The 19,402-nt window shown below is 53.4% G+C and carries 13 protein-coding genes and 2 pseudogenes; 9 read left to right on the top strand and 6 right to left on the bottom strand.

The features are described from left to right. The 6 genes and pseudogenes from CKL79_RS19490 to CKL79_RS19470 all read left to right on the top strand — a co-directional run. A partial coding sequence (locus CKL79_RS19490) for a leucine-rich repeat domain-containing protein (RefSeq protein ID WP_170944127.1) occupies nucleotides 1–651 on the top strand: 651 nt, incomplete at its 5' end. Between the two features lie 366 nt (nucleotides 652–1,017). Continuing rightward, complete coding sequence (locus CKL79_RS19485; protein WP_170944126.1) at nucleotides 1,018–2,079, top strand: COR domain-containing protein; 1,062 nt, start codon at nucleotides 1,018–1,020, stop codon at nucleotides 2,077–2,079. A gap of 178 nt (nucleotides 2,080–2,257) precedes the next feature. Next, nucleotides 2,258–2,509: a type II toxin-antitoxin system ParD family antitoxin gene (locus CKL79_RS19480; protein ID WP_121971225.1), complete on the top strand. Its 252-nt coding sequence runs from the start codon at nucleotides 2,258–2,260 to the stop codon at nucleotides 2,507–2,509. Continuing rightward, on the top strand, nucleotides 2,506–2,832 hold the full coding sequence (locus tag CKL79_RS19475; RefSeq protein WP_121971224.1) for a type II toxin-antitoxin system RelE/ParE family toxin: 327 nt from the start codon (nucleotides 2,506–2,508) through the stop codon (nucleotides 2,830–2,832). The genes CKL79_RS19480 and CKL79_RS19475 overlap by 4 nt, the downstream gene beginning before the upstream one ends. After that, nucleotides 2,829–2,963, top strand: a pseudogene (locus tag CKL79_RS24255) (DUF2283 domain-containing protein); the annotation flags it as partial. The gene CKL79_RS19475 and the pseudogene CKL79_RS24255, both read left to right, overlap by 4 nt. Nucleotides 2,964–3,014: 51 nt before the next feature. Further along, nucleotides 3,015–3,362, top strand: a complete 348-nt coding sequence (locus CKL79_RS19470; RefSeq protein WP_240518978.1) for a hypothetical protein — start codon at nucleotides 3,015–3,017, stop codon at nucleotides 3,360–3,362. Nucleotides 3,363–3,365: 3 nt separating this feature from the next. On the opposite strand, the gene CKL79_RS19465 is transcribed toward CKL79_RS19470, so the two are convergent. The 4 genes from CKL79_RS19465 to CKL79_RS19450 all read right to left on the bottom strand — a co-directional run bounded on the left by CKL79_RS19465 (nucleotide 3,366) and on the right by CKL79_RS19450 (nucleotide 12,386). Next, the gene (locus tag CKL79_RS19465) at nucleotides 3,366–4,028 is read right to left on the bottom strand and encodes an HAD-IA family hydrolase (RefSeq protein WP_121971222.1); all 663 of its coding nucleotides are present in this window, start codon (nucleotides 4,026–4,028) and stop codon (nucleotides 3,366–3,368) included. Nucleotides 4,029–4,097: 69 nt separating this feature from the next. After that, complete coding sequence (locus CKL79_RS19460; RefSeq protein ID WP_121971221.1) at nucleotides 4,098–7,010, bottom strand: hypothetical protein; 2,913 nt, start codon at nucleotides 7,008–7,010, stop codon at nucleotides 4,098–4,100. A gap of 416 nt (nucleotides 7,011–7,426) precedes the next feature. Continuing rightward, the gene (locus CKL79_RS19455; RefSeq protein ID WP_121971220.1) at nucleotides 7,427–10,312 is read right to left on the bottom strand and encodes a hypothetical protein; all 2,886 of its coding nucleotides are present in this window, start codon (nucleotides 10,310–10,312) and stop codon (nucleotides 7,427–7,429) included. A gap of 592 nt (nucleotides 10,313–10,904) precedes the next feature. After that, nucleotides 10,905–12,386, bottom strand: a complete 1,482-nt coding sequence (locus CKL79_RS19450; RefSeq protein ID WP_121971219.1) for an alpha-amylase — start codon at nucleotides 12,384–12,386, stop codon at nucleotides 10,905–10,907. Between the two features lie 242 nt (nucleotides 12,387–12,628). On the opposite strand from CKL79_RS19450, the gene CKL79_RS19445 reads away from it, so the two are divergent. Next, the gene (locus CKL79_RS19445; protein ID WP_121971218.1) at nucleotides 12,629–13,222 is read left to right on the top strand and encodes a helix-turn-helix transcriptional regulator; all 594 of its coding nucleotides are present in this window, start codon (nucleotides 12,629–12,631) and stop codon (nucleotides 13,220–13,222) included. A 58-nt stretch (nucleotides 13,223–13,280) separates the two neighbouring features. On the opposite strand, the gene CKL79_RS19440 is transcribed toward CKL79_RS19445, so the two are convergent. Beyond that, entirely contained in the window at nucleotides 13,281–14,882 is a 1,602-nt protein-coding gene (locus CKL79_RS19440) for an NAD(P)H-quinone oxidoreductase subunit N (protein ID WP_121971217.1), read from the bottom strand. Nucleotides 14,883–15,458: 576 nt separating this feature from the next. Here CKL79_RS19440 and topA point away from each other — a divergent pair. Continuing rightward, nucleotides 15,459–18,284: a type I DNA topoisomerase gene (gene topA / locus CKL79_RS19435; RefSeq protein WP_121971216.1), complete on the top strand. Its 2,826-nt coding sequence runs from the start codon at nucleotides 15,459–15,461 to the stop codon at nucleotides 18,282–18,284. An 89-nt stretch (nucleotides 18,285–18,373) separates the two neighbouring features. Beyond that, the gene (locus tag CKL79_RS19430) at nucleotides 18,374–19,057 is read left to right on the top strand and encodes an SAM-dependent methyltransferase (RefSeq protein ID WP_121971215.1); all 684 of its coding nucleotides are present in this window, start codon (nucleotides 18,374–18,376) and stop codon (nucleotides 19,055–19,057) included. Between the two features lie 76 nt (nucleotides 19,058–19,133). Here CKL79_RS19430 and CKL79_RS23985 read toward each other — a convergent pair. Next, nucleotides 19,134–19,250, bottom strand: a pseudogene (locus CKL79_RS23985) (IS1 family transposase); the annotation flags it as partial. Nucleotides 19,251–19,402 lie beyond the last annotated feature (152 nt).

Here is a 19,402-nt window from a genome sequence, read left to right as displayed (position 1 = left end):
TACAACCAGCTGACGGAGTTACCGGCAGACATCGGGCAGTTGAGCAGCCTGCAAACGCTCGACCTCAGTTACAACCAGCTGACGGAGTTACCGGCAGACATCGGGCAGTTGAGCAGCCTGCAAACGCTCGACCTCAGTTCCAACCAGCTCAGCAGCCTACCAAAGTGGTCTAGAGCCTTAGAAAACTTAGAAACACTTGATTTACGAGGTAACCCGCTGCCTATCCCACCGGAGATCTTAGGGCCAAAAGAAAGCTATGCGGATCCTAACTCTGCACTCGAAACGCTGGGATTTTATTTCTCGCTTAAAGCGGAAGAGGGCTCCGTTCCTCTTTACGAAGCTAAAGTTATCCTGGTAGGAGAGGGTGGTGCAGGTAAGACTTCTCTTGCTGGGAAGATTAATGACGAAACCTACGAGTTAGCAGAAGATGAACCCTCTACCGAAGGTGTTGATGTCATTCGTTGGGACTTTGAGCTTTCCAACGGCACCCCCTTCCGCGCTAACATCTGGGATTTTGGCGGACAAGAGATTTATCACGCCACCCACCAGTTTTTTCTGACCAAACGCTCTCTATACCTTCTCATTGCCGATACCCGTCCAGAAAACACCGATTTTTACTATTGGCTAAAAATTATTAGACCTCTTGCATAATAGATTTAATGGTATTATTAAAGGTTTTGCCGAATTCCTTTAATATCTGCCCTTTAACTAGGGCCATCCAAACAGTGCAGGCAAAGGCCCTTTTATTTAAAACCCGTTAGCATATCACAAAAGTAATTATGCAAGAGGTCTATTGAACTACTCAGCAATAACAGTCCCGTCCTCATTATTAAAAACGAGAAACAAAACCGTCAGTGCGAAATTGATGAAGGTCTTCTGAGAGGCCAGTTCAAAAGCTTAAAAGACAGCTTCTCTACCAATCTCAAAGACAATCGTGGACTCGATACAGTTAAAGACGCCATCCGCTACCGCATCACCCAGCTCGAACACGTCGGCAAACCCCTTCCCAAAATCTGGGTGCGCGTCCGCTCCGCTCTAGAAAACTACGCCCAAAACTGCAACACCATCACCGTCGAAAAATACTGCGACATCTGCCGTCAAAACGGTTTTACTAACAGGCAGCAGATGCTCTTTCTCAGCAGCTACCTTCATGACCTCGGCGTCTGCCTCCACTTTCAAGACGACAAACTCCTCAAAAATACCGTTATCCTCCGCCCTGACTGGGGCACCACTGCCGTCTACAAAGTTACCGACAGCGACACCGTCCGCAGAAACAAAGGCCGCTTCACCGACGCCGACCTTGCCAAGATCTGGAGCGACAGCCAATACGCCGATCTCCAAGACCAGCTCCTCCAACTGATGATGCGCTTCAAACTCGCCTACGAAATACCTAGCGCTCCCGGCAGCTACATCTCCCCTCAGCTTCTCCCCGTTAGCAAACCCCACTATCCCTGGAACTCTGCCGACAACCTCATCCTCCGCTATCGCTACGACTTCATGCCTAAAGGCATTCTCAGCCGCTTCATCGTAGAAACCCATCAGCTCATAGAACAGCAAGACCACGTTTGGAAAAACGGCGTCGTCTTAGCCGACAAATGGGCTTGCGCCGAAATTATCGAAAATTACCCTAAAAACCAAATTAACGTTCGCATCACCGGCAGCAACAAAAAGCCCCTCCTCGAAAAAGTCCGGTACGAACTCTGGAAAATCCACGAATCTTACGAGCGCTTAGAATACAAAGAGCTAATTCCCTGCAACTGCGCTCGATGCAAAGACAGCACAGAGCCAGAAGCTTATGCCTACGATTTGCTTATGAAATATATTAGTGACCGCCGCTACGACATCGAATGCCGCGAGAGCTACGCAAAAGTAGATATCCGCCGTCTGATTAGCGACTTCCCCGACCAATCCACCCGCAACGACCTCACTCACGGAAAAGTTGAGCAAGACTCATCAGACAGACAATCTAGCAATTATCCGAGTTACACCGACAACAGCACTCACACCACCTACCATCAATACGGCAAAGACGACAACGTAGCTGGCAACAAAATTGAAGGAGACAGCACTAGCACCTAAATCGATCACCAGCCAGACCTCACATAGCCCAATGCCTCCTCAAAGCCGGTAGCGAAGAAGCCCTGGCGCAAATGATCCAACACCCTCTCGCCAAAATCATCGTCAAAGCCATCAAAGAACTGATCGAAGGATAAGGCTTTATCCTAGAGGCAATGCTATTAGTTGAGGTGAGTGACCAGTGCTCAATATTTCCTTGCCAGAAGAAGTACAGCCCTTCTTGCAGAGTCAGGCGATCGCAGCAGGCTACAGATCAACCAGCGAATACGTCTACCACTTAATCATTCTTGAGCAAGAACGCCTAGCTCAGCAGGCTCAAATAGAAGCCCTTTTGATGGAGGGTTTAGAAAGCGGAGAGCCGATTGAAGCCACAGACGAATGGTGGGCTCAAAAACGCTCTCAGCTCATCGACTCAGCCGCATCAGACGGATGAGCAAAAAAATCACAATCCGACCAAGGGCCAGCCAAGATATTGATGAGCACTACGACTTCATTGCTCAGAGAAATTCTGACGCTGCTTTACAGTTTTTTGATGCCGTACGGCTGACAATAGCTCAAATTGCTCGGATGCCAGGTCTCGGAAGCATCTACCGTGTCAGGCAGCAGCGCTTACAGGGAATGCGAAAATGGGCGGTTAAAGGATTCAAGAAATATTTAATTTTCTACCTTGAGCACGACGAATCAATCGAAGTCGTCAGGATTTTATACGCATCTCAGAACATTGAAAGTATTTTGGGCGAGGATAGTGGCGCGTGAATTGGGACTATGATCCAGAGGCGGATGTCCTATATCTGTCTCTGGGTGAACCTCAGCTAGCACTCAGCATCGATGTTGGCGAAGGTCTGATACTGCGTTACAGCGAAGCCCAATCTGCAATCGTCGGCCTTACAGTCATGGGCCTAAAATCGCGATTAGAAACAGCACAGGAAACTACCCCTATGACAAACACCATCAATCAATACGGCCAGGGCGACAACATCGCAGGCGACAAAGTCATGCGCGACAAAATTAAAACCCAAATTAACAACAACCCAGATCTTGCCCAATCTGCCCGCGACATCAAAGCTCTGCTAGACGAACTCTCCGAAGAATACAACCCAGCTACCCCCAAAGGCCAAACCAAAATCAAAGAAAGCGCGATCGCCCAAATCAAACAAAACCCTCAGCTCAAACAGCGCACCCTCAAAGCCCTCAAATCCGCAGGAGAAGAAGCCCTAGAGCAAGCCATTCAGCACCCGGTTGCCAAAGTCGTCGTCGAAGGCATCAAAGGCTTTCTCGAAGGGTAGACCTCACTCAGGCAACCGCCACACCTGCGGGTCAAACTCAGCCAGATTGGCAATCACCTGATCGGCCTCACTGTAAAGCTTCGCCTCCATGTGCGCCGCTGGCACCGCCACCACCGCCATCCCCGCCTGCTTAGCCGCCTTCACCCCCGCTGGCGAATCTTCAAACACCAAACAGCGCTCAGGGTCAGCGCCTAGCCGCTGCGCCGCCACCAAAAAGCTATCTGGGGCAGGCTTACTGCGCTTCACCGCCGGGTCGCTGCCCAGCACAATCGCCTTAAAAATGCTCAGCCACGCCTGATAGTGCTGCGTCTTTAGCTTAAACGTGACATCGGCTGAACTGGTAGCGATCGCCTGCGGCACCCCAAGCTGATAAAACCGCTGCGTCATCTCCACTGCTCCCGGCATCGGCTCGGCCTGCGGCAGCAGATCGTAAATCAGCTGATCGCGCGCCTGCAAATGCGCTTGCGCCGTCAGCGGCAAATCTAACTCAGTCACCAAAATTTGCGCACAGTCCAGCGCCTGACGGCCCATAATCTGGCGGTGCAGCGCCCGGGTAAACGTCTTGCCATAGCGACTGGCAATCATCTCATTTACCCGGCAGTAAATCGGCTCGGTATCTAACAGCAGTCCGTCAAAGTCGTAGATCAGATGAGTGATTTTAGGCATGACCAAGAGGGCTGACTATTTCGCCTATCACTATCTCATGCGTCACCCACCCCCGACTAGAAAGAAAGCCTAGAAAGAAAACTGAAGACCCCCCGCAACAATGAGGCTATCGCTATCGCTGAGCACATCTTCTAAGCGCAAATACACGCCCGGCCCCTGCGCCCGGCCCGTCCCGACCCGCTGAATCAGGCGATCGCCCGCCTCATCGAGCGCAAACTGATTCACCGGCACCTCTACCGACTTATCATTGGCACCGGTCAACAAGGCCATCACCTGATCACCCGACGCATCTACGACAGACTCTGTCTGGTAAACCGCCACCACATTACCCGCCGAATCATACTGATAGGCATCGCGCCGCACCTCGCCAAACGGGTGAAACACCACCTCAGCCCGCAGACCCGTCTCATTACCGCTGCCGCGACCAAACACCGTATCTCGGGTAAATAGCTCCGCTCGCACCGTATTCGCCGCCGCCGTCCAGGGCGTATTGCCAAAGTTATACACCCCGCCCAGCGTTAGCTCACCCCGCACTGGCGAAAAGTTAGGATAGCTGTCACTCTCTACGGTGGTGCCCTCTTGATCCATTGCGATCAGATCAGCCTCTGTCTGCTCAATGAACTCGTCGGTGAAAGTGCCCAAGAAAACCTCGTCTCCTCGCCGAATGCTGGTGGTTGGTGTCAGTGCGCGGCTAGACGTACCGGTTGAAACCGTTGATAGTGGCTGAAAGGCGACATCGTTGAGTTCACCGTCGCTGTTGATATTAAAGGTGGCTCTGCCCGTCGTTTGCGAAGTCTCAGTGGTCTCTATGCCGGTCGTATTCACCTGCACCAGCGGCGTAGAAAAAGTATTCACCGTCCGGGTCACCAGCAGGCCCGCGACCACCTGCTCTGTGGTAGTCGCGGTGCGGCGAATCGTATCTCGCTGGTTGCCAATGCCCCCGGTGAGCGCACTGCCCACATAGAGGCCGCCCGCCCGAGTGACACGCGCATAGCCCAACTGACCCACTGCGCCTGCGATGATCTCTTGCGGCAAGAGGATGTTGCCAACTCGCGCATCGACTTCAGCCGGCCGGTTAACGTCTACTGTGGGAATGGGATCGCCTCCAGGGACCTGCTCATAGACCCCCTGAACACCGCTAAACTGCGCCGTAGCCGCGTTAGTCTCCGGCAGCGTATCTTCTACGGCATAGACCTCCGCCATCTCTTGAACAAAGTTTTGCAGCTGTCGGTCAGCCGAAATGATCGTAAAGTTGCCATCCGTAATGCGATGGCCGCTGGCCCCTCGGGTCACGTCGTAAGTCTGGCCAATTTGCAGCGCTTGACCGGCCTGCTGAGGCACCAGCGCATAAATCACCCGATCTACTTCACCGGCTGCCAGCGAAATTGGCTCCTGAGTATAGCCATTTTTCGTCCACTGAGGCACAAAGCTCAGTGTCCCGTCTGGGCGCTCAAGCAGCAGCCCACCGACGTTGTCGGTATAGGCCGCATCACCTGCACCCACCGCCTGAGGATCAGCCGGCTCAATTACCACGGCTTGACTCTCAGGTAGGTCAATCACCCCATTCACCGGCAGCAGCGGGTCTCCCTGCACAGTTTGGGTTGGCGTCGAAGGCACATAGCCCACCCAGCGCCGATTGTTAAACAGGCCCGCCGGCTCTACCAGCAGCGGCCCATCCGGATCGGGCGTGACGAGGGCATTGCCCAATACATCTGTCGCCAGCCGATGAGTGGAATTAAAAAACTGCGTAATTCCGGCTGTCGCGGTGAGCCCGGCCTCATTGTCTCCGACTGTGGGGTTAAAGGTGATATTGCCGGTGAGTAGCGTGGGCGGGGCGCTAGGGTTGCGGTTTAGCGGCGAAAGCTGGCCGGTCGCCCCTAAGCCATCGCTGCCAATGCGGATCTGCCCGGCACTGGTGTAGCGGTTGTACACGAGCTGCTCATCATCGTCTGTGCGAACCCCGGTCGCATGACCAATACGGGTTGATACTGCCGTATCGGGTAGCTCCACGCTGCCCCGGATCGTCTCTTCTTCTACCACCGTAACCGTCTGCTCGAAGCCTTCGACCTCGTCAGTCTCAATGATTTCTTCCTGCCGGATCTCCGGATCTAGCGGAATTTCTTCTACTTGAGTAGTCACGGTGATATTGGTGTCATCTCGCAAGGCCAGCACCTGCCCGCGCCCGCCCGGTAGCCGCACATAGTCACCATCGTCAAAGTCGAGATCGCCGCCGTCGGGCAAGTCTTCAACAATAAAGTCGCCCCCCTGCGTAAAGTAAATGCCCGACTCTGTGGGGTCAGCACCATTGCCTCTCAAGTTGAGCACGCGCAGCTCTACCATGTCATTTGCGCCATAGACGGCCGTTATGCCAGCTGCTGACGGTAGCAGCGTATCACCAGGCCCCCGGGTGGTATCGTCTCCCCGAACAAAAACGGTATCTCGACTTTTGACTTGCCCCTCAGGACCAAACACCGTGACTCGAATGCCTTCCCCAAAGCTATGGTTTCCACTGCTATAGCGCAGGTCAAACCGGCTGGTTAGCTGCAGCGTTTCGTCTTGTAGGGTGTAGCGGCTGACTTCAGTATCTGTCGATAGGGCGTCATTTAAGGCTCGGTTGATGTAAGGGACATCAGGGCTGATTTCAATGCTATTGGGCGCTAGCTTGCCCGCCTCTACCGGTAGAGGCTGCCGTTCGCGGGTCTCTAATGGCAGCTCAGAAGGCAGGGGAATATTGGATTGGTTGGTGAGCGGCCCGGTTTGAATATTAAAAGAGTTGCTGTCTACCCGGACTGAGCCGTCTGGGTTGCGGGTAGTGCCGACATCGGGGGCCATTTGGGCGATCGCCTTAGGAGCCGCCATCAAGCCAGCGCTGCCAGTGACGAGCAATAGCGCTATCAGCCTACCGGTTAAAACGCGATCGCCAAACAAACAGGTGAACTTATAGAAAGATTCAGTGGCTAACGGGAACTTAGTGAAAGGCATTAGGTTAAAGGCAGACTTTGCCGTGACGATTTTTAGGGGGTATCGCCGAGGAAGCTATAAATGAAAATCAGCTCAGCGATATCACTTAGATTCTTCAACGGTAACAATCTGCTTCCTGCAAAAAAAATCCGTAATCTTACTTGATAATATAGCTATAAGCCTCTTAAAGTCAACGAAATCAGTCTGTTCGCGTAAAATAACAGGCGTAAAAATACTCTATAACTTCACATTGTTGAACTTTCAATGTAGCAATTAAATCAACAAAACTCGGTATATCCCTGAGGCACAGGTAATCTCAGTATTCTTGAAGCAATGGTGAATCTTTGGGGCGGCTGTATTTAGATTGAAAGAACAACGACGAAAATCAATAGATGTCCATTTTTGCAACCGCCCTTAGACCGAATCTCATAGCGAGGTTAGAAAGAAAACTGGATGCCGCCTGCAACTATCAGACTCTCACTGTCGCTGAGCACGTCTTCTAAGCGCAGGTAAATGCCCGGCCCCTGCGCCCGCCCGGTGCCCACTTGCTGAGCCAGGCGATCGCCCGCCTCATCTATTACAAACTGATTCACCGGCACCTCTACCGTCGTGCCATTTTCGCTGGTCACGGTTTCTACCTGATGCTGACCAGTTGCATCGACAACCGGCACAGTTTGGTAGACTGCTACTGCATTGCCCGCAGCGTCGTACTGATAGGCATCGCGCCGCACCTCCCCAAACGGGTGAAACACAGCTTCTGCCCGAACGCCCGTTTCAGTCCCACTGCCGCGACCGAATACAGTGTCTCTGATAAATAGCTCAGCTCGTACTGTATTCGCGGCGGCTGTCCAGGGCGTATTGCCAAAGTTCAGCACGCCCCCCAGCGCGAGTTCACCTTGAACGGGTGAGAAATTAGGCTGGCTTTTCTCGGTTTCGGTAGTGGTCGTTTGATCCATACCGAGCACGCTGACATCGAGCAGTTCTACGCTTTCTTCAGTCACAGAGCTGACTAGCTGCTCTTCACCGCGCTGCAGGCGGCTGGCCCGGTCTACTTCCTGCTGAGAAACCACCGTGGGCAAGTCATCACCGGGTAAAAAGCTCACGTCGGTCAGTTCACCCTGACTATTGATATTAAAGAAAGCGGTGCCAGAATTTTTGGTGGTCTCAGTGGTTTGCAGCGAAACGATTTCTTGCTGCACCAGCGGCGTTACAAATGTATCAACGGTGCGCCGGGTTCTGAACTCATCGGCGGCCTGCTCTATAGTCGCGGTGGTGCGTCTGATGCTGTCTTGCTGATTGCCGATACCGCCTGTGAGCGCGGCTCCCAGATAAAAGCCACCGGCCCGGGTTGTTTGCACATAGGCCTGCTGGCCCTGGTCACCGGCAACTATCTCCTGCGGAAAGAGAGCGTTGCCGACCCGCGCATCGGCTGCATCGGCTAGGCTGACATCGATTGTGGGAATGCGATCGCTCCCAACTGCTTCGGCGTAAACCCCCTGAATACCGTTAAACAGTGCGGTGGCCGCATTTTTACCAGCCAGCGTGTCTTCGACCGCGTAAACTTCTGCCTGCTCTTGAACAAAGTTTTGAGGCTGCTGATCGGCGGCGATGACCGTAAAGCCGCCGTCGGTAATTGCATAGCCGCTGGCAGTGCTGCTGACGGCGTAGCGCTGACCAATTTGCAGCGCTTGACCGGGTTGCTGGGGTACCAAAGCATAGATAATTCGCTGCGCTTCGCCCGGTGCGAGGGTAATCTGCGTTTGCGCGTAGCCATTTCCTGTCCACTGAGGCACAAAGCTAATGTCTCCAGTAGTGCTTTCTATCAGCAGGCCGCCTACGTTGTCGGTATAGGCCGCGTCGCCCCGGCCCACTTGCTGCGGATCGGCAGGCTCTATGACCACTGCCTGATTTTCGGGCAATGTGAAGATACCGTTCGCTGAAAATATCTGACTGCCGAGCATCGTGGTCGCTGGCGTCGATGGCACATAGCCCACCCAGCGGCGGTTGTTGAATAGGCCACCGGGCTCTACTAATCTGGGCCCGGTCGGATCTGGGTTTTCGATGGCGTTGCCAAACAGGTCAGTCGCCTGGCGATGCGTTGAGTGCAAAAACTGCGTGAGAGAGAGGCTGGCGGTGAGCCCGGCTTCGTTATTACCCGCGGTTGGGTCAAAGGTAAGGTTGCCAGAGAGTAGCGTCGGCGGTGCCGCCGGGTTGTCAACCAGTGGCGAGAGCTGGCCAGTCACGCCTAGCCCATCGCTGCCAGCTCGAATTTGGCTGGCGGCGGCATAGCGGTTGTATACGAGCTGCTCGCCATTGGCAGTACGCAGGCCGCGAGCGTGTCCGAGTCGAGTCGCGATCGCATCTGGCGTCTCCACCGTGCCCCGAATCTTCTCTTCTATAGAGACCGTGTCAGACTGAATGACATCTTCACTGAGTTCGGTCTCCACTCGCTCTTCTTGTCGGACTTCGGGCGCTAGCGGCGTTTCGACAACTTGAGTTTCATAGGAGATGCTATTGCGTTCTTCGAGAGCGATCGCCTCCCCCTGTCCGCCCGGAATCTCTACGTATTGGCCGTCATTAAAGTCTAAGTCGCCGCCATTTTGCAGGTCTTCGACAATGAACTGGCCGTCTTGAGAGAAGTAAATGCCCGATTCACTGGGGGCAGCGCCGTTGCTTCTCAAGTTGAGCACGCGCAGCTCTACCGTATCAGCCCCCCCGTAAGCGACCTCTAGCTCTGCTCTCTCCGGCAGGGCTTCGCCATTTGGCCCTACACGCACACCGTCACCCCGCACAAAGACAGATTCGCGGCTTTTCACTTCTCCAGTGGGATCAAACACCGTCACCTGAATGCCCTCACCATAGCGATGATTGCCGGGCAAATGACTCAAGTCAAACTGAGTGGTTAGCTGCAAAGAGTCAGTCTCCAGCGTGTAGCTGAGGTCTTCCTGACCTAATGCACGATCAAACGCCTGCTCGATATAGTCACCATCAGCGGTGATTTCGATGCTGTTGGGAGCCAACTGGTCGAAGGTAACCGGCTGAGCTACTCCTTCATTGGTTTCAACCGGGAGTATCGTCGGTAGGGGAATCAATGAGCTGTTATCAAACGCGCCGGTTTGCAAGTCAAAGGCGTTGTTGTCTATTTGTACGTGGCCGCTGGCGCTATCGTGGCTGATATCGAATGGCGTTTGAGCGATCGCGCTTTGAGCGCTCAGGCCAAGCCCGCCTGTTGCCAGCAGGGTTGCTATCAGAGTTGCTGCAGATCGAAAGTGACAGTTAGCTGAAGACGTGGGCAAGTGAGAAGAAGACGTGGGTAGAAACATTATTGGGAGGCACCAGGAGTATGAGCTGTCTGTGTTACAAAGTCGTTGGCACCGCCGCCTGAGAAATCTTTGTCTCTCTCCGCGATGCTACTGATCAACTCTTCGGGTGAAACCTTGGAGTTTCCGCCAGGATTTTCAGTATTTTTTCGCAGAAAAACAGTCCTGAATAGTCTGAAAACCCAGGCAAATCAGTAGTTTCACGCTATAACTTGCCTTTTAAGCCGTCAGAACTTTTTGCTAGGAAAAATCGCGTTTTGATACCAGGAGAAAGCAGTCTAAAAAACAACAGAACAAGAATAGTTGATGTTGTAGCTGTGTCAGTACTTTGACCGTCACCCTGGCAAAACCTCCTGATCTAGCCTGATCTGCTTGGGCGATGGCGACCTATCCCTTGTCCGTTCTACCAAACATGTCTCTTTCTAGATTTTGTGGTAGAAGAACAAAGATGTGCCAAAGGAGAGATTGGGTTCTCGCCGTAGCGTAAAGTTTGCGTGGGATCGCAAAAAAAATCCCGACACCCATATTTTCGGATGCCAGGAAATCTTGACAATTTAATTTTGGCTTTTAGGCGATCGCGGCCGGTGATGACTGATTACGGCTGCGGCACCCAGACCGATACCGACCCCGCCTCGCAGCAAAAGTTGGCCCAGCCTTCCTCATTGGTCGTGACCGGCTGCTCAATATGCTCAGTGATGTCTATATAGACGCAGTCAGCACGACCGACTTCCATCCACTTAGTCCCGGCTTCGCTATTGCTGAGCACAACGGCCATGCCGCCAGGGTTAACTTCGGTGCCCAGCCGCGTCCAACCAATCACGTTGGCATGGTCAAAATAGTCGTACTGATCGCCAAAGGCATAGGTGCTGCGCGCCTGCAAGAAGTTATCAATCAGCCACTGATGGCTCTCCATCCAGATTTCGTACTCGCTGCCGTCTTTACCCGTGTCCTTATAGTGAGCGCCGTAGTAATCAGCATAAAAAATACAGGGGTACCCCTCCCGGCGCAGCAAAATCAGCGCATAGGCCAGCGGCTTAAACCAGGCTTCCACCACCGATTCTAAAGACTGCAAAGGCTGCGAATCGTGATTGTCAACCAGGGTAACTGCCAGGGCAGGCTGCTCTTTGATCAGCGTGTTGTCAAAAATAGCGCGCATGTCATAGTCATTCCCCGCCTTGCTCGCCTCGCGAAAGTTGTAGTGCAAAGGCGCGTCAAATAGCGCCACATCGCCGCCAGTCACATCAATAAAGTGATGCAGCGCTTCAATTTCGTCAGACCAATATTCGCCCACGGCAAACAGGCGCTTGCCGCTGTACTGGCGCACATGGTTGAACCAGTCAGGGAAAAAGCCTGCCTGGACATGCTTCACCGCATCAAAGCGAAAGCCATCCAAATCAACCGTATCGACGTACCATTCTCCCCAGCGGATAATTTCCTCGCGCACTTCTGGGTGAGCAACATCCAGGTCGCAACCCATCAAATAGTCAAAGCCGCCCTTCTCTAAATCGACATCGGCGTTGAAGCCTTTGCCTTCAAACAGGTAAATCGCTTCAAAGTCGCCCTGCTCGTAAGCGTTGTAGTCAACCGCGCTGAAGTGCCACCAGTGAAACTCCATGTCAGAATATTTGCCGTTGCGACCCGGAAAAGTGAAGTGAGTCCAGGCCTTAATGGTGACCGTATCGCCAATGGCCTGAGCGCGGTTGCTGGGCGAATACGGTGTTGCTTTAAATTCTTCTTGCTCGTCTGCGCCCAGTCGGTGATTCATTACCACGTCAGCATAGACTTCCACACCTGCTTGCTTGATGGCCTTGATCGCGTTGACGTATTCATCGCGAGTGCCGTATTTAGTGCGCACCGACCCCTTTTGATCAAATTCGCCCAGGTCAAACAGGTCATAGACTGAGTAGCCCACGTCGTCACCGCCAGCAGCGCCCTTGTAGGCAGGCGGTAGCCATACCGCTGTGATCCCGGCTTGAGCTAATGCTTCGGCCCGCTCGGCCACTTCCTTCCACAGGGTGCCATCTGGCTCGTTATACCAGTGAAAGTATTGCATCATCACGCCATTGGGTGCAGACATGCTTTAGACACTCCGTGAGGAATAAGAATTATTGGATCATCACATCATCCAGGGAAAAATAGGAATAGGGAACTCCTCTAAAGATACAGATGTTGGCTGCCTTTCGTCGTTGAGTTAGGCAGTTACTGACGTTACTTAGCAGATGGCTGTCGGGTTTGAAGGGCAGTTTGGGGGGTTTGAGGCGATCGCAGAATCCTCATACTTTTTGCTGATAGTTTCGGTATAAGCATTGGAACCGAACCATGAAAGCTGCCCCCTCCCAGGCCGAAGCCCCTGGTCCACGCACTGCCGCTACCCAGCCTGCCTTCAGCATTCTACGCGCCGCCCTAGAAAGCCTCCAAGACGGGTTTGTCATCGCCAACCAAATCGGTGAAATCGAAAGAATCAATACCCCGGCCCGGCGGATCTGCGCCCTCCTCCAAGCAAAAGCTGACGCCCTACCGGCAGAAATCTGGAGGGTCTGCCAATCAGTCCTCGACAGTCAGACCGTGCGCTCCTTTCAAAAAAGCGGCATTGATGCCGACATTATCTTGCCCGATCTGGGCACTGTCCGCGTGCGTGTGCAAAATATTCACCTCGAACAGGTGCCGCATCTGCTGATCATTCTCGAAGACCGTCAGCAGACCCTGCGCAACAAAGCCCTTTCGGACGCGGCGCTATTTGGCCTCACCGAGCGCGAAACCGAAGTTTGGCAGATGCGCCTGCGCGGAGCCGACTACCACGAGATTTCGGCCAAGCTATGGATCAGCCAAAACACCGTGAAGAAGCACGTTAAAAACATTCTCGCCAAGCAGCGCAGCCATCAAGACGACATGGAATACGCGCTGATGGCCTAGCTCAGTAGACCCTGCTCCTAGCCCTTCCGAAAAAGGAAAAGCAGATAAGCACTGAAAACTACTTCAGCGGCACAGCTTTAGAGACAGCAACTTCAGCTATCGGCATTTGAGGATGCCCCATCTCCGCTGCTAGCTCTGCGTTGCGAATCAGCACTGACCGCTGTAGTAGAGGCGTGCGCGCTACTGAGCTATTGGCCAGCGTTAGCAGCGGGTTAGCCCCTATTCCAGCTAGCGCCGTTACCACGACGGCCAGGATCAAACTCACCTGTAAAGGCCGCATTCCTGGCAGCGTCCAGTCATTGGTTTCATAAGCCTTCACCGAGTCAGACATTTCTTGTGGCTCTTTGACCACCATCATCTTGACGACGCGAATGTAGTAGTAGATGGAAATGACGCTGGTGATCAGGCCGACTAGCACCAGGCTGTAGGCACCTGCTTGCCAGCCCGCCCAGAAAATGTAGATTTTCCCGAAGAAACCGGCCAGCGGCGGAATGCCCCCTAAAGACAGCAGGCAGATACTCAAGCTCAGTGTCAGCAGCGGGTCTTTCTGGTAGAGGCCGCTGTATTCGCTAATCTGGTCGGTGCCGGTGCGCAGGGAGAATAAGATAACGCAGGTAAAGGCCCCCAGGTTCATAAACAGGTAGATAAACAGGTAAAACACCAGACTGGAGTAGCCCGCATCGGTGCCAACGATAAAGCCAATCATGATCACGCCCGCCTGCCCAATTGAAGAGTAGGCCAGCAGTCGCTTCATGCTGGTCTGGGCCAGTGCGACCACGTTGCCCAAGATCATGCTGAGAATGGCCAGTGCCGCGAATACAAACCGCCACTGCTCGGTCACCATCGGGAAGGCGGTCAGCAGTATACGAATGGCCAGCGCGAACCCAGCTGTTTTAGAACCCACCGATAAGAAGGCTACGACTGGCGTAGGCGACCCTTCATAGACATCGGGCGTCCATTGGTGAAAGGGCACTGCCGCGACTTTGAAGGCAATCCCGGCAATTACAAAGACCAGGGCGATGATTAAGCCAATAGGCGCTTCGGTGTTAGCAGCGGCAATTTGAGTGGCGATCGCCGCCAGCCTTGTTTCCCCACCCGACAGCCCGTACAGCAGCGACATGCCGTAGAGAAAAATCGCCGCACTCGCCGCCCCGATTAGCAAATACTTCAGCGCGGCCTCATTCGAGCGAGGGTCGCGCTTCATGTAGCCGGTCAGCAGGTAAGACGAGATACTCAGCGTCTCTAGCGAGACAAAAACCATCACCAGCTCATCGGCCCCAGCCAAAAACATGCCGCCTAGCGTCGCCGCTAGCAAAATCGCCAAAAACTCAGCCAGCGCTGTGCCCGACCGCTCCACATAGCGAATACACATCGGCACCGTCACCGCCGCTGAGAGGGCGATAATGCCGCGAAAAACAATGCTCAGGTCGTCCCCATTAAATGCGCCCAAAAAGGCGATCGGGTCGGCTGCGCCCCACTGCAAATAGAGCGCAAATACAGCAGCTAGCAGACCAGAGATGGCGACATAGGGTAGCCAGCGCGCTGTGCTGCGACCGCCAATGATGTCGGTGACGATGATCGTCATAATCGTGACGATCACAATTCCTTCTGGCAAAATAATGCCAGCATTGAGCTGAGCGGCAATATTGGCAAAGTCCATTGGCGACGGCCCGATCCAGGCCAGCTAGAGTCCAATTGAAAGCTTACCGTGTATTTTCAGTTAATCCCACTGCTGGGTAGAAGATTTTTGTCAAAGCCACCTACAGACACGCTGCCATTGGCTTGAATGATGGTGGGGAAGCGGTTGGTTTGAAGGGGATAGACGGCAATGATTAAAAAATTAATAGACAGACACTCCTAGCACGCGCTACAACGAAAACAGTTTAGTAATCAAAGGGTTTGCCCAATTTTCTGATCTTCGTTAAGTTGGCTGTAGACAGGCCAGGCCAAAAAACTGGGGTAGACGGATTGAACCCTTTTGATCTATCGCTATATATAGGTAGAGGCGGCAGCGGCTAATCTTTGGGAATGCTTGAGCCAACCGGCAAAGCGTCATCTGCCCAGATCCCGTTTGTTTACAGCTAGGAGTTCACAGCTAGGAGTTCACAGCTAGGAGTTCACAGCTAGGAGTTCACAGCTAAGAGTTCACAGCTAAGATCTGCAGACTGCGCCAGCTGCGTCAGTTTGCGCGTATCGCGATTTACCGCCCACCTCAGTTAAAAACGCATAGTGTCGTATGTCTACGCTTGTCATCGTTGAGTCTCCTACCAAAGCCAAAACCATTCGCAACTACCTGCCTAAGGGCTATCGGGTGGAGGCTTCGATGGGGCACGTCCGCGATCTGCCCAAGTCGGCCAAAGAAATTCCAGCCAAGGTCAAAGGCGAAAAGTGGGCTCAAATTGGCGTCAATACAGAGGCTGACTTTGAGCCTTTGTACGTGATCCCTCAGGATAAAAAGAAAGTCGTTAAAACCCTCAAAGATGCCCTCAAAGACGCCGACGAGCTATTGCTGGCTACAGACGAAGACCGCGAGGGAGAAAGCATTAGCTGGCACTTATTGCAGGTGCTCAAGCCCAAAGTGCCGACCAAGCGCATGGTCTTTCACGAAATTACCCGAGAAGCCATTCAAGCTGCCCTCTCAAACTGCCGCACCATCGACGACAAGCTGGTACATGCCCAAGAGACCCGCCGCATTTTAGACCGGCTGGTAGGCTACACCGTCTCGCCGCTGCTGTGGAAAAAAATTGCCTTTGGGCTTTCAGCCGGGCGCGTTCAGTCGGTCTCAGTCAGACTGCTAGTAGAGCGCGAGCGGGCCAGACGCGCCTTTAGACGCGGTTCTTACTGGGATTTGAAAGCGGCTTTGCTCAAGGCTAAGAGTCCTTTTGATGCCAAGCTGGTCTCAGTCGGCGGCACCCGAGTCGCCAACGGCAGCGATTTTGATGAGGCCACAGGCCAGGTCAAAGCCGGTCGTAATGTGCTGCTGCTGAATGAACAGGAGGCCCGCACGCTGCAGTCTCGTCTAGAGCAAAGCGCCTGGAGCGTCGCTAACTTAGAAGAGCGGCCCAATACTCGCAAACCCGCGCCGCCTTTTACCACTTCGACGCTGCAGCAGGAGGCCAACCGCAAGCTCGGACTCTCTGCTCGCGATACCATGCGCACGGCACAGGGCCTGTATGAGAAGGGCTTTATCACCTACATGCGAACCGACTCGACGAGTTTGTCTAAGCAGGCGATCGCTGCCGCCCGCAGCTGCGTAGAAACCAAATACGGTAAAGAATATCTCAGCCCCAAGCCGCGCCAATACGCCACTAAGAGCAAAGGCGCACAAGAGGCCCACGAAGCCATTCGCCCCTCCGGAGAAGTCTTTCGCACGCCGCAGAATACTGCCCTGAGGGAACGCGAACTCCGGCTCTACGACCTGATCTGGAAGCGCACCGTCGCCACCCAAATGGCCGAAGCTCGCCAGACCAATATCACCGTACAAATAGAAGCCGACGATGCCATTTTTAAGGCAACCGGCAAACGAATTGACTTCCCCGGTTTTTTCCGGGCCTATGTCGAAGGATCGGACGATCCCGATGCGGCGATTGAAAACCAGGAAGTCGTCTTGCCCGCGATGAAGCAAGGTGACGCGCTAGACTGCGCCGGACTAGAAGCGATCGGCCACGAGACGCAGCCGCCCGCCCGCTACACCGAAGCTTCTCTGGTGAAAACCTTAGAAAAAGAAGGTATTGGTCGCCCGAGTACCTACGCTACTGTGATTGGCACCATTGTCGAGCGGCGCTACGCTGAGCTGATTAACAACAGCCTGATGCCCACGTTCACTGCCTTTGCCGTCATTGGTCTGCTAGAGAAAAACTTTCCCGACCTGGTCGATGTCCATTTCACAGCCAAAATGGAGCAGACCCTGGACGAAATCTCGACCGGTCATGCTGAATGGCTACCCTATCTCAAAAACTTTTATACCGGCGATGCAGGGCTAGCCAACCAGGTTGAGCAGCAGCAGAGCATCATTGACCCGGCTGAAGCGCGCACCGTGGATCTAGAAGATCTGATGGCCAAAGTGCGGATTGGTCGCTACGGCGCTTATGTAGAGATTGAAAGAGATGACGAAACCGTCAGAGCTTCGATTCCTGATGGCGTCAGCCCGGCTGATTTAGATGATGAACAAGTTGAGGTATTGCTCAAGCAAAAAACCGAAGGCCCCGAGAAAGTTGGCCTGCACCCCGAGACGGGCGAGCCGATGTATCTGCTGATCGGCAAATACGGCCCGTACGTACAGCTTGGCGATATCACCGAAGAAAACAAAAAGCCCAAGCGTACCTCTTTACCGAAGGGAGTCAAGGCCGAAGATGTGACGCAGGAGATGGCGGTCGGGCTGCTGTCACTGCCGCGCACTTTAGGCATTCACCCCGAGAGCGACAATAAGGTGAAAGCCAGTCTAGGCCGGTTTGGTCCCTATGTTGTTCACAGTAAGGGGAGAGAAGACGGCAAAGACGACTACCGGTCGGTCAAAGGCGACGATGACGTGCTGACGATTTCTCTAGAGCGAGCCCTAGAGATGTTGGCTCAGCCCAAAGCCACGCGGGGGCGCAGAGCTGCCAAACCGATCCATGAGATTGGCCAGCACCCAGTCGACGAAGAACCGGTCAGCGTTTACGATGGCCCCTACGGACCGTACATCAAGCATGGCAAGGTGAATGTATCGGTGCCCGAAGGTAAGAAGCCAGAAGAAGTTACCCTAGAAGAAGCGGTAGCGCTGCTGACTGAAAAAGGCGGCACGGTGAAGAAAAAGACCACTCGCAAAAAGAGTACGGCCCAGAGCACGACTAAAAAGAGCACAGCTAAGAAGAGTACGGCGAAGAAAGCCACCAGTGCAAAGGCGACTGCCAAAAAGACTTCTAAATCTGTGGGCACAAAGTCTGCGGACAACAAGTCTGAAGACAACAAGTCTGAGGGCACAAAAGCCAAATCTGCCAGGGCAAAAACCACTCGCACGGCTGCTGCCAAAAAAACCACTAAAAAGTCAGCGACTGAAAAGGTGGCGACCGAAGAAGCGTAGGCGCTCTACTTGTCTGGATGCGACTTCTAGATACGACTGTTAGAGTTCACAGGCGCTATTGATAGAGTCTCCATACAGGCAGGTTTCTAATGGCGATGCAGCTTGATCAGGTAGTGCCTTTTGGTCGCTCTTTTGATGAATATGTGAGAATGTTTTCGCTGAGCGATCGCGACTTACAAAAAACAATTCTCAGCGTCGCTGATGGGCCAGCGAGCTTTAATGCTGAAGGCACTCAGCAAGGCTGTCAGATTCAGTCCGTCGATCCGCTGTATGCATTTAAGGGTGAGGAGATTCGCAGTCGCTTCTACGCCGTGCTCGACGACATCATCACCCAAATCAAAAACACTCCTGATAGTTGGGTATGGCGCTATCACACTTCCCCCGACGCTCTTAGGGGCCATCGGGTCGAAGTTGTAGAACGCTTTTATGCTGATTATGCAGCCGGTAAAGCAGCCGGTCGCTATACCTTTGGTGAACTGCCCCACTTAAGCTACGAAAAGGCCAGCTACGATCTCGCGCTAAGCTCGCACTTTCTCTTCTTATACGCAGAGCAGCTAGACACCGACTTCCACATTGCCGCCATTGACGAAATGCTGCGGGTGAGCCAAGAAGTGAGAATTTTTCCGTTACTGACGCTGAGCCAAGAAAAGTCGCCTCATCTTGTGCCAGTGATGAACTATTTAAGTGCGGCGGGCTATCAATGCCAGGTAGAGAAGGTAGACTATGAGCTGCAGCCGGGCGGCGATGAAATGCTCAGAATCTGTCGCGCTTAAAAGTGGGTCTGGTTTCAAGCAAGTTTGTTTGGAACCAGACCTGAGCGTCTTTATCTTTCGGCTTCCACTGCGGGTCTTCTACGAATTGACGGTTGCAGTCTCGGCATTTGTAGTTCTGCTTCCCTCGCCGCGTTGTGCCGTTCTTTGATATCTCGTGGGAGCCACAAGTTGGACTGGTCATCTCAACTTTCATCTGCTCTACTCCTTTGAAGTTACAACAGCTATGCCTTATTTCCCTCTATCTCCTAAGCTCGACTTTATCCGTTAAGCCGCATAGCAAAGCAAGTCAGACCAGGCGTTGAATAGAGTCCGAGGGACTTCAACCATCTCGGTGTCAAGCCGTGA

Source organism: Leptolyngbya sp. BC1307, assembly GCF_002286735.1.
In the GTDB taxonomy this organism is placed as follows: domain Bacteria; phylum Cyanobacteriota; class Cyanobacteriia; order Phormidesmidales; family Phormidesmidaceae; genus Phormidesmis.
The sequence above is the reverse complement of the archived record's forward strand: the minus strand, read 5'-3'. Positions and strand labels throughout refer to the sequence as shown.

What these genes read in the sequence shown, in the direction of transcription:
- CKL79_RS19475 (WP_121971224.1), top strand. Translation starts at nt 2,506, where the DNA reads ATGAGCAAAAAAATCACAATCCGACCAAGGGCCAGCCAAGATATTGAT.
- CKL79_RS19470 (WP_240518978.1), top strand. Translation starts at nt 3,015, where the DNA reads ATGACAAACACCATCAATCAATACGGCCAGGGCGACAACATCGCAGGC.
- CKL79_RS19465 (WP_121971222.1), bottom strand. Translation starts at nt 4,028, where the DNA reads ATGCCTAAAATCACTCATCTGATCTACGACTTTGACGGACTGCTGTTA.
- CKL79_RS19455 (WP_121971220.1), bottom strand. Translation starts at nt 10,312, where the DNA reads ATGTTTCTACCCACGTCTTCTTCTCACTTGCCCACGTCTTCAGCTAAC.
- CKL79_RS19460 (WP_121971221.1), bottom strand. Translation starts at nt 7,010, where the DNA reads ATGCCTTTCACTAAGTTCCCGTTAGCCACTGAATCTTTCTATAAGTTC.
- CKL79_RS19430 (WP_121971215.1), top strand. Translation starts at nt 18,374, where the DNA reads ATGGCGATGCAGCTTGATCAGGTAGTGCCTTTTGGTCGCTCTTTTGAT.
- CKL79_RS19445 (WP_121971218.1), top strand. Translation starts at nt 12,629, where the DNA reads ATGAAAGCTGCCCCCTCCCAGGCCGAAGCCCCTGGTCCACGCACTGCC.
- topA (WP_121971216.1), top strand. Translation starts at nt 15,459, where the DNA reads ATGTCTACGCTTGTCATCGTTGAGTCTCCTACCAAAGCCAAAACCATT.
- CKL79_RS19440 (WP_121971217.1), bottom strand. Translation starts at nt 14,882, where the DNA reads ATGGACTTTGCCAATATTGCCGCTCAGCTCAATGCTGGCATTATTTTG.
- CKL79_RS19450 (WP_121971219.1), bottom strand. Translation starts at nt 12,386, where the DNA reads ATGTCTGCACCCAATGGCGTGATGATGCAATACTTTCACTGGTATAAC.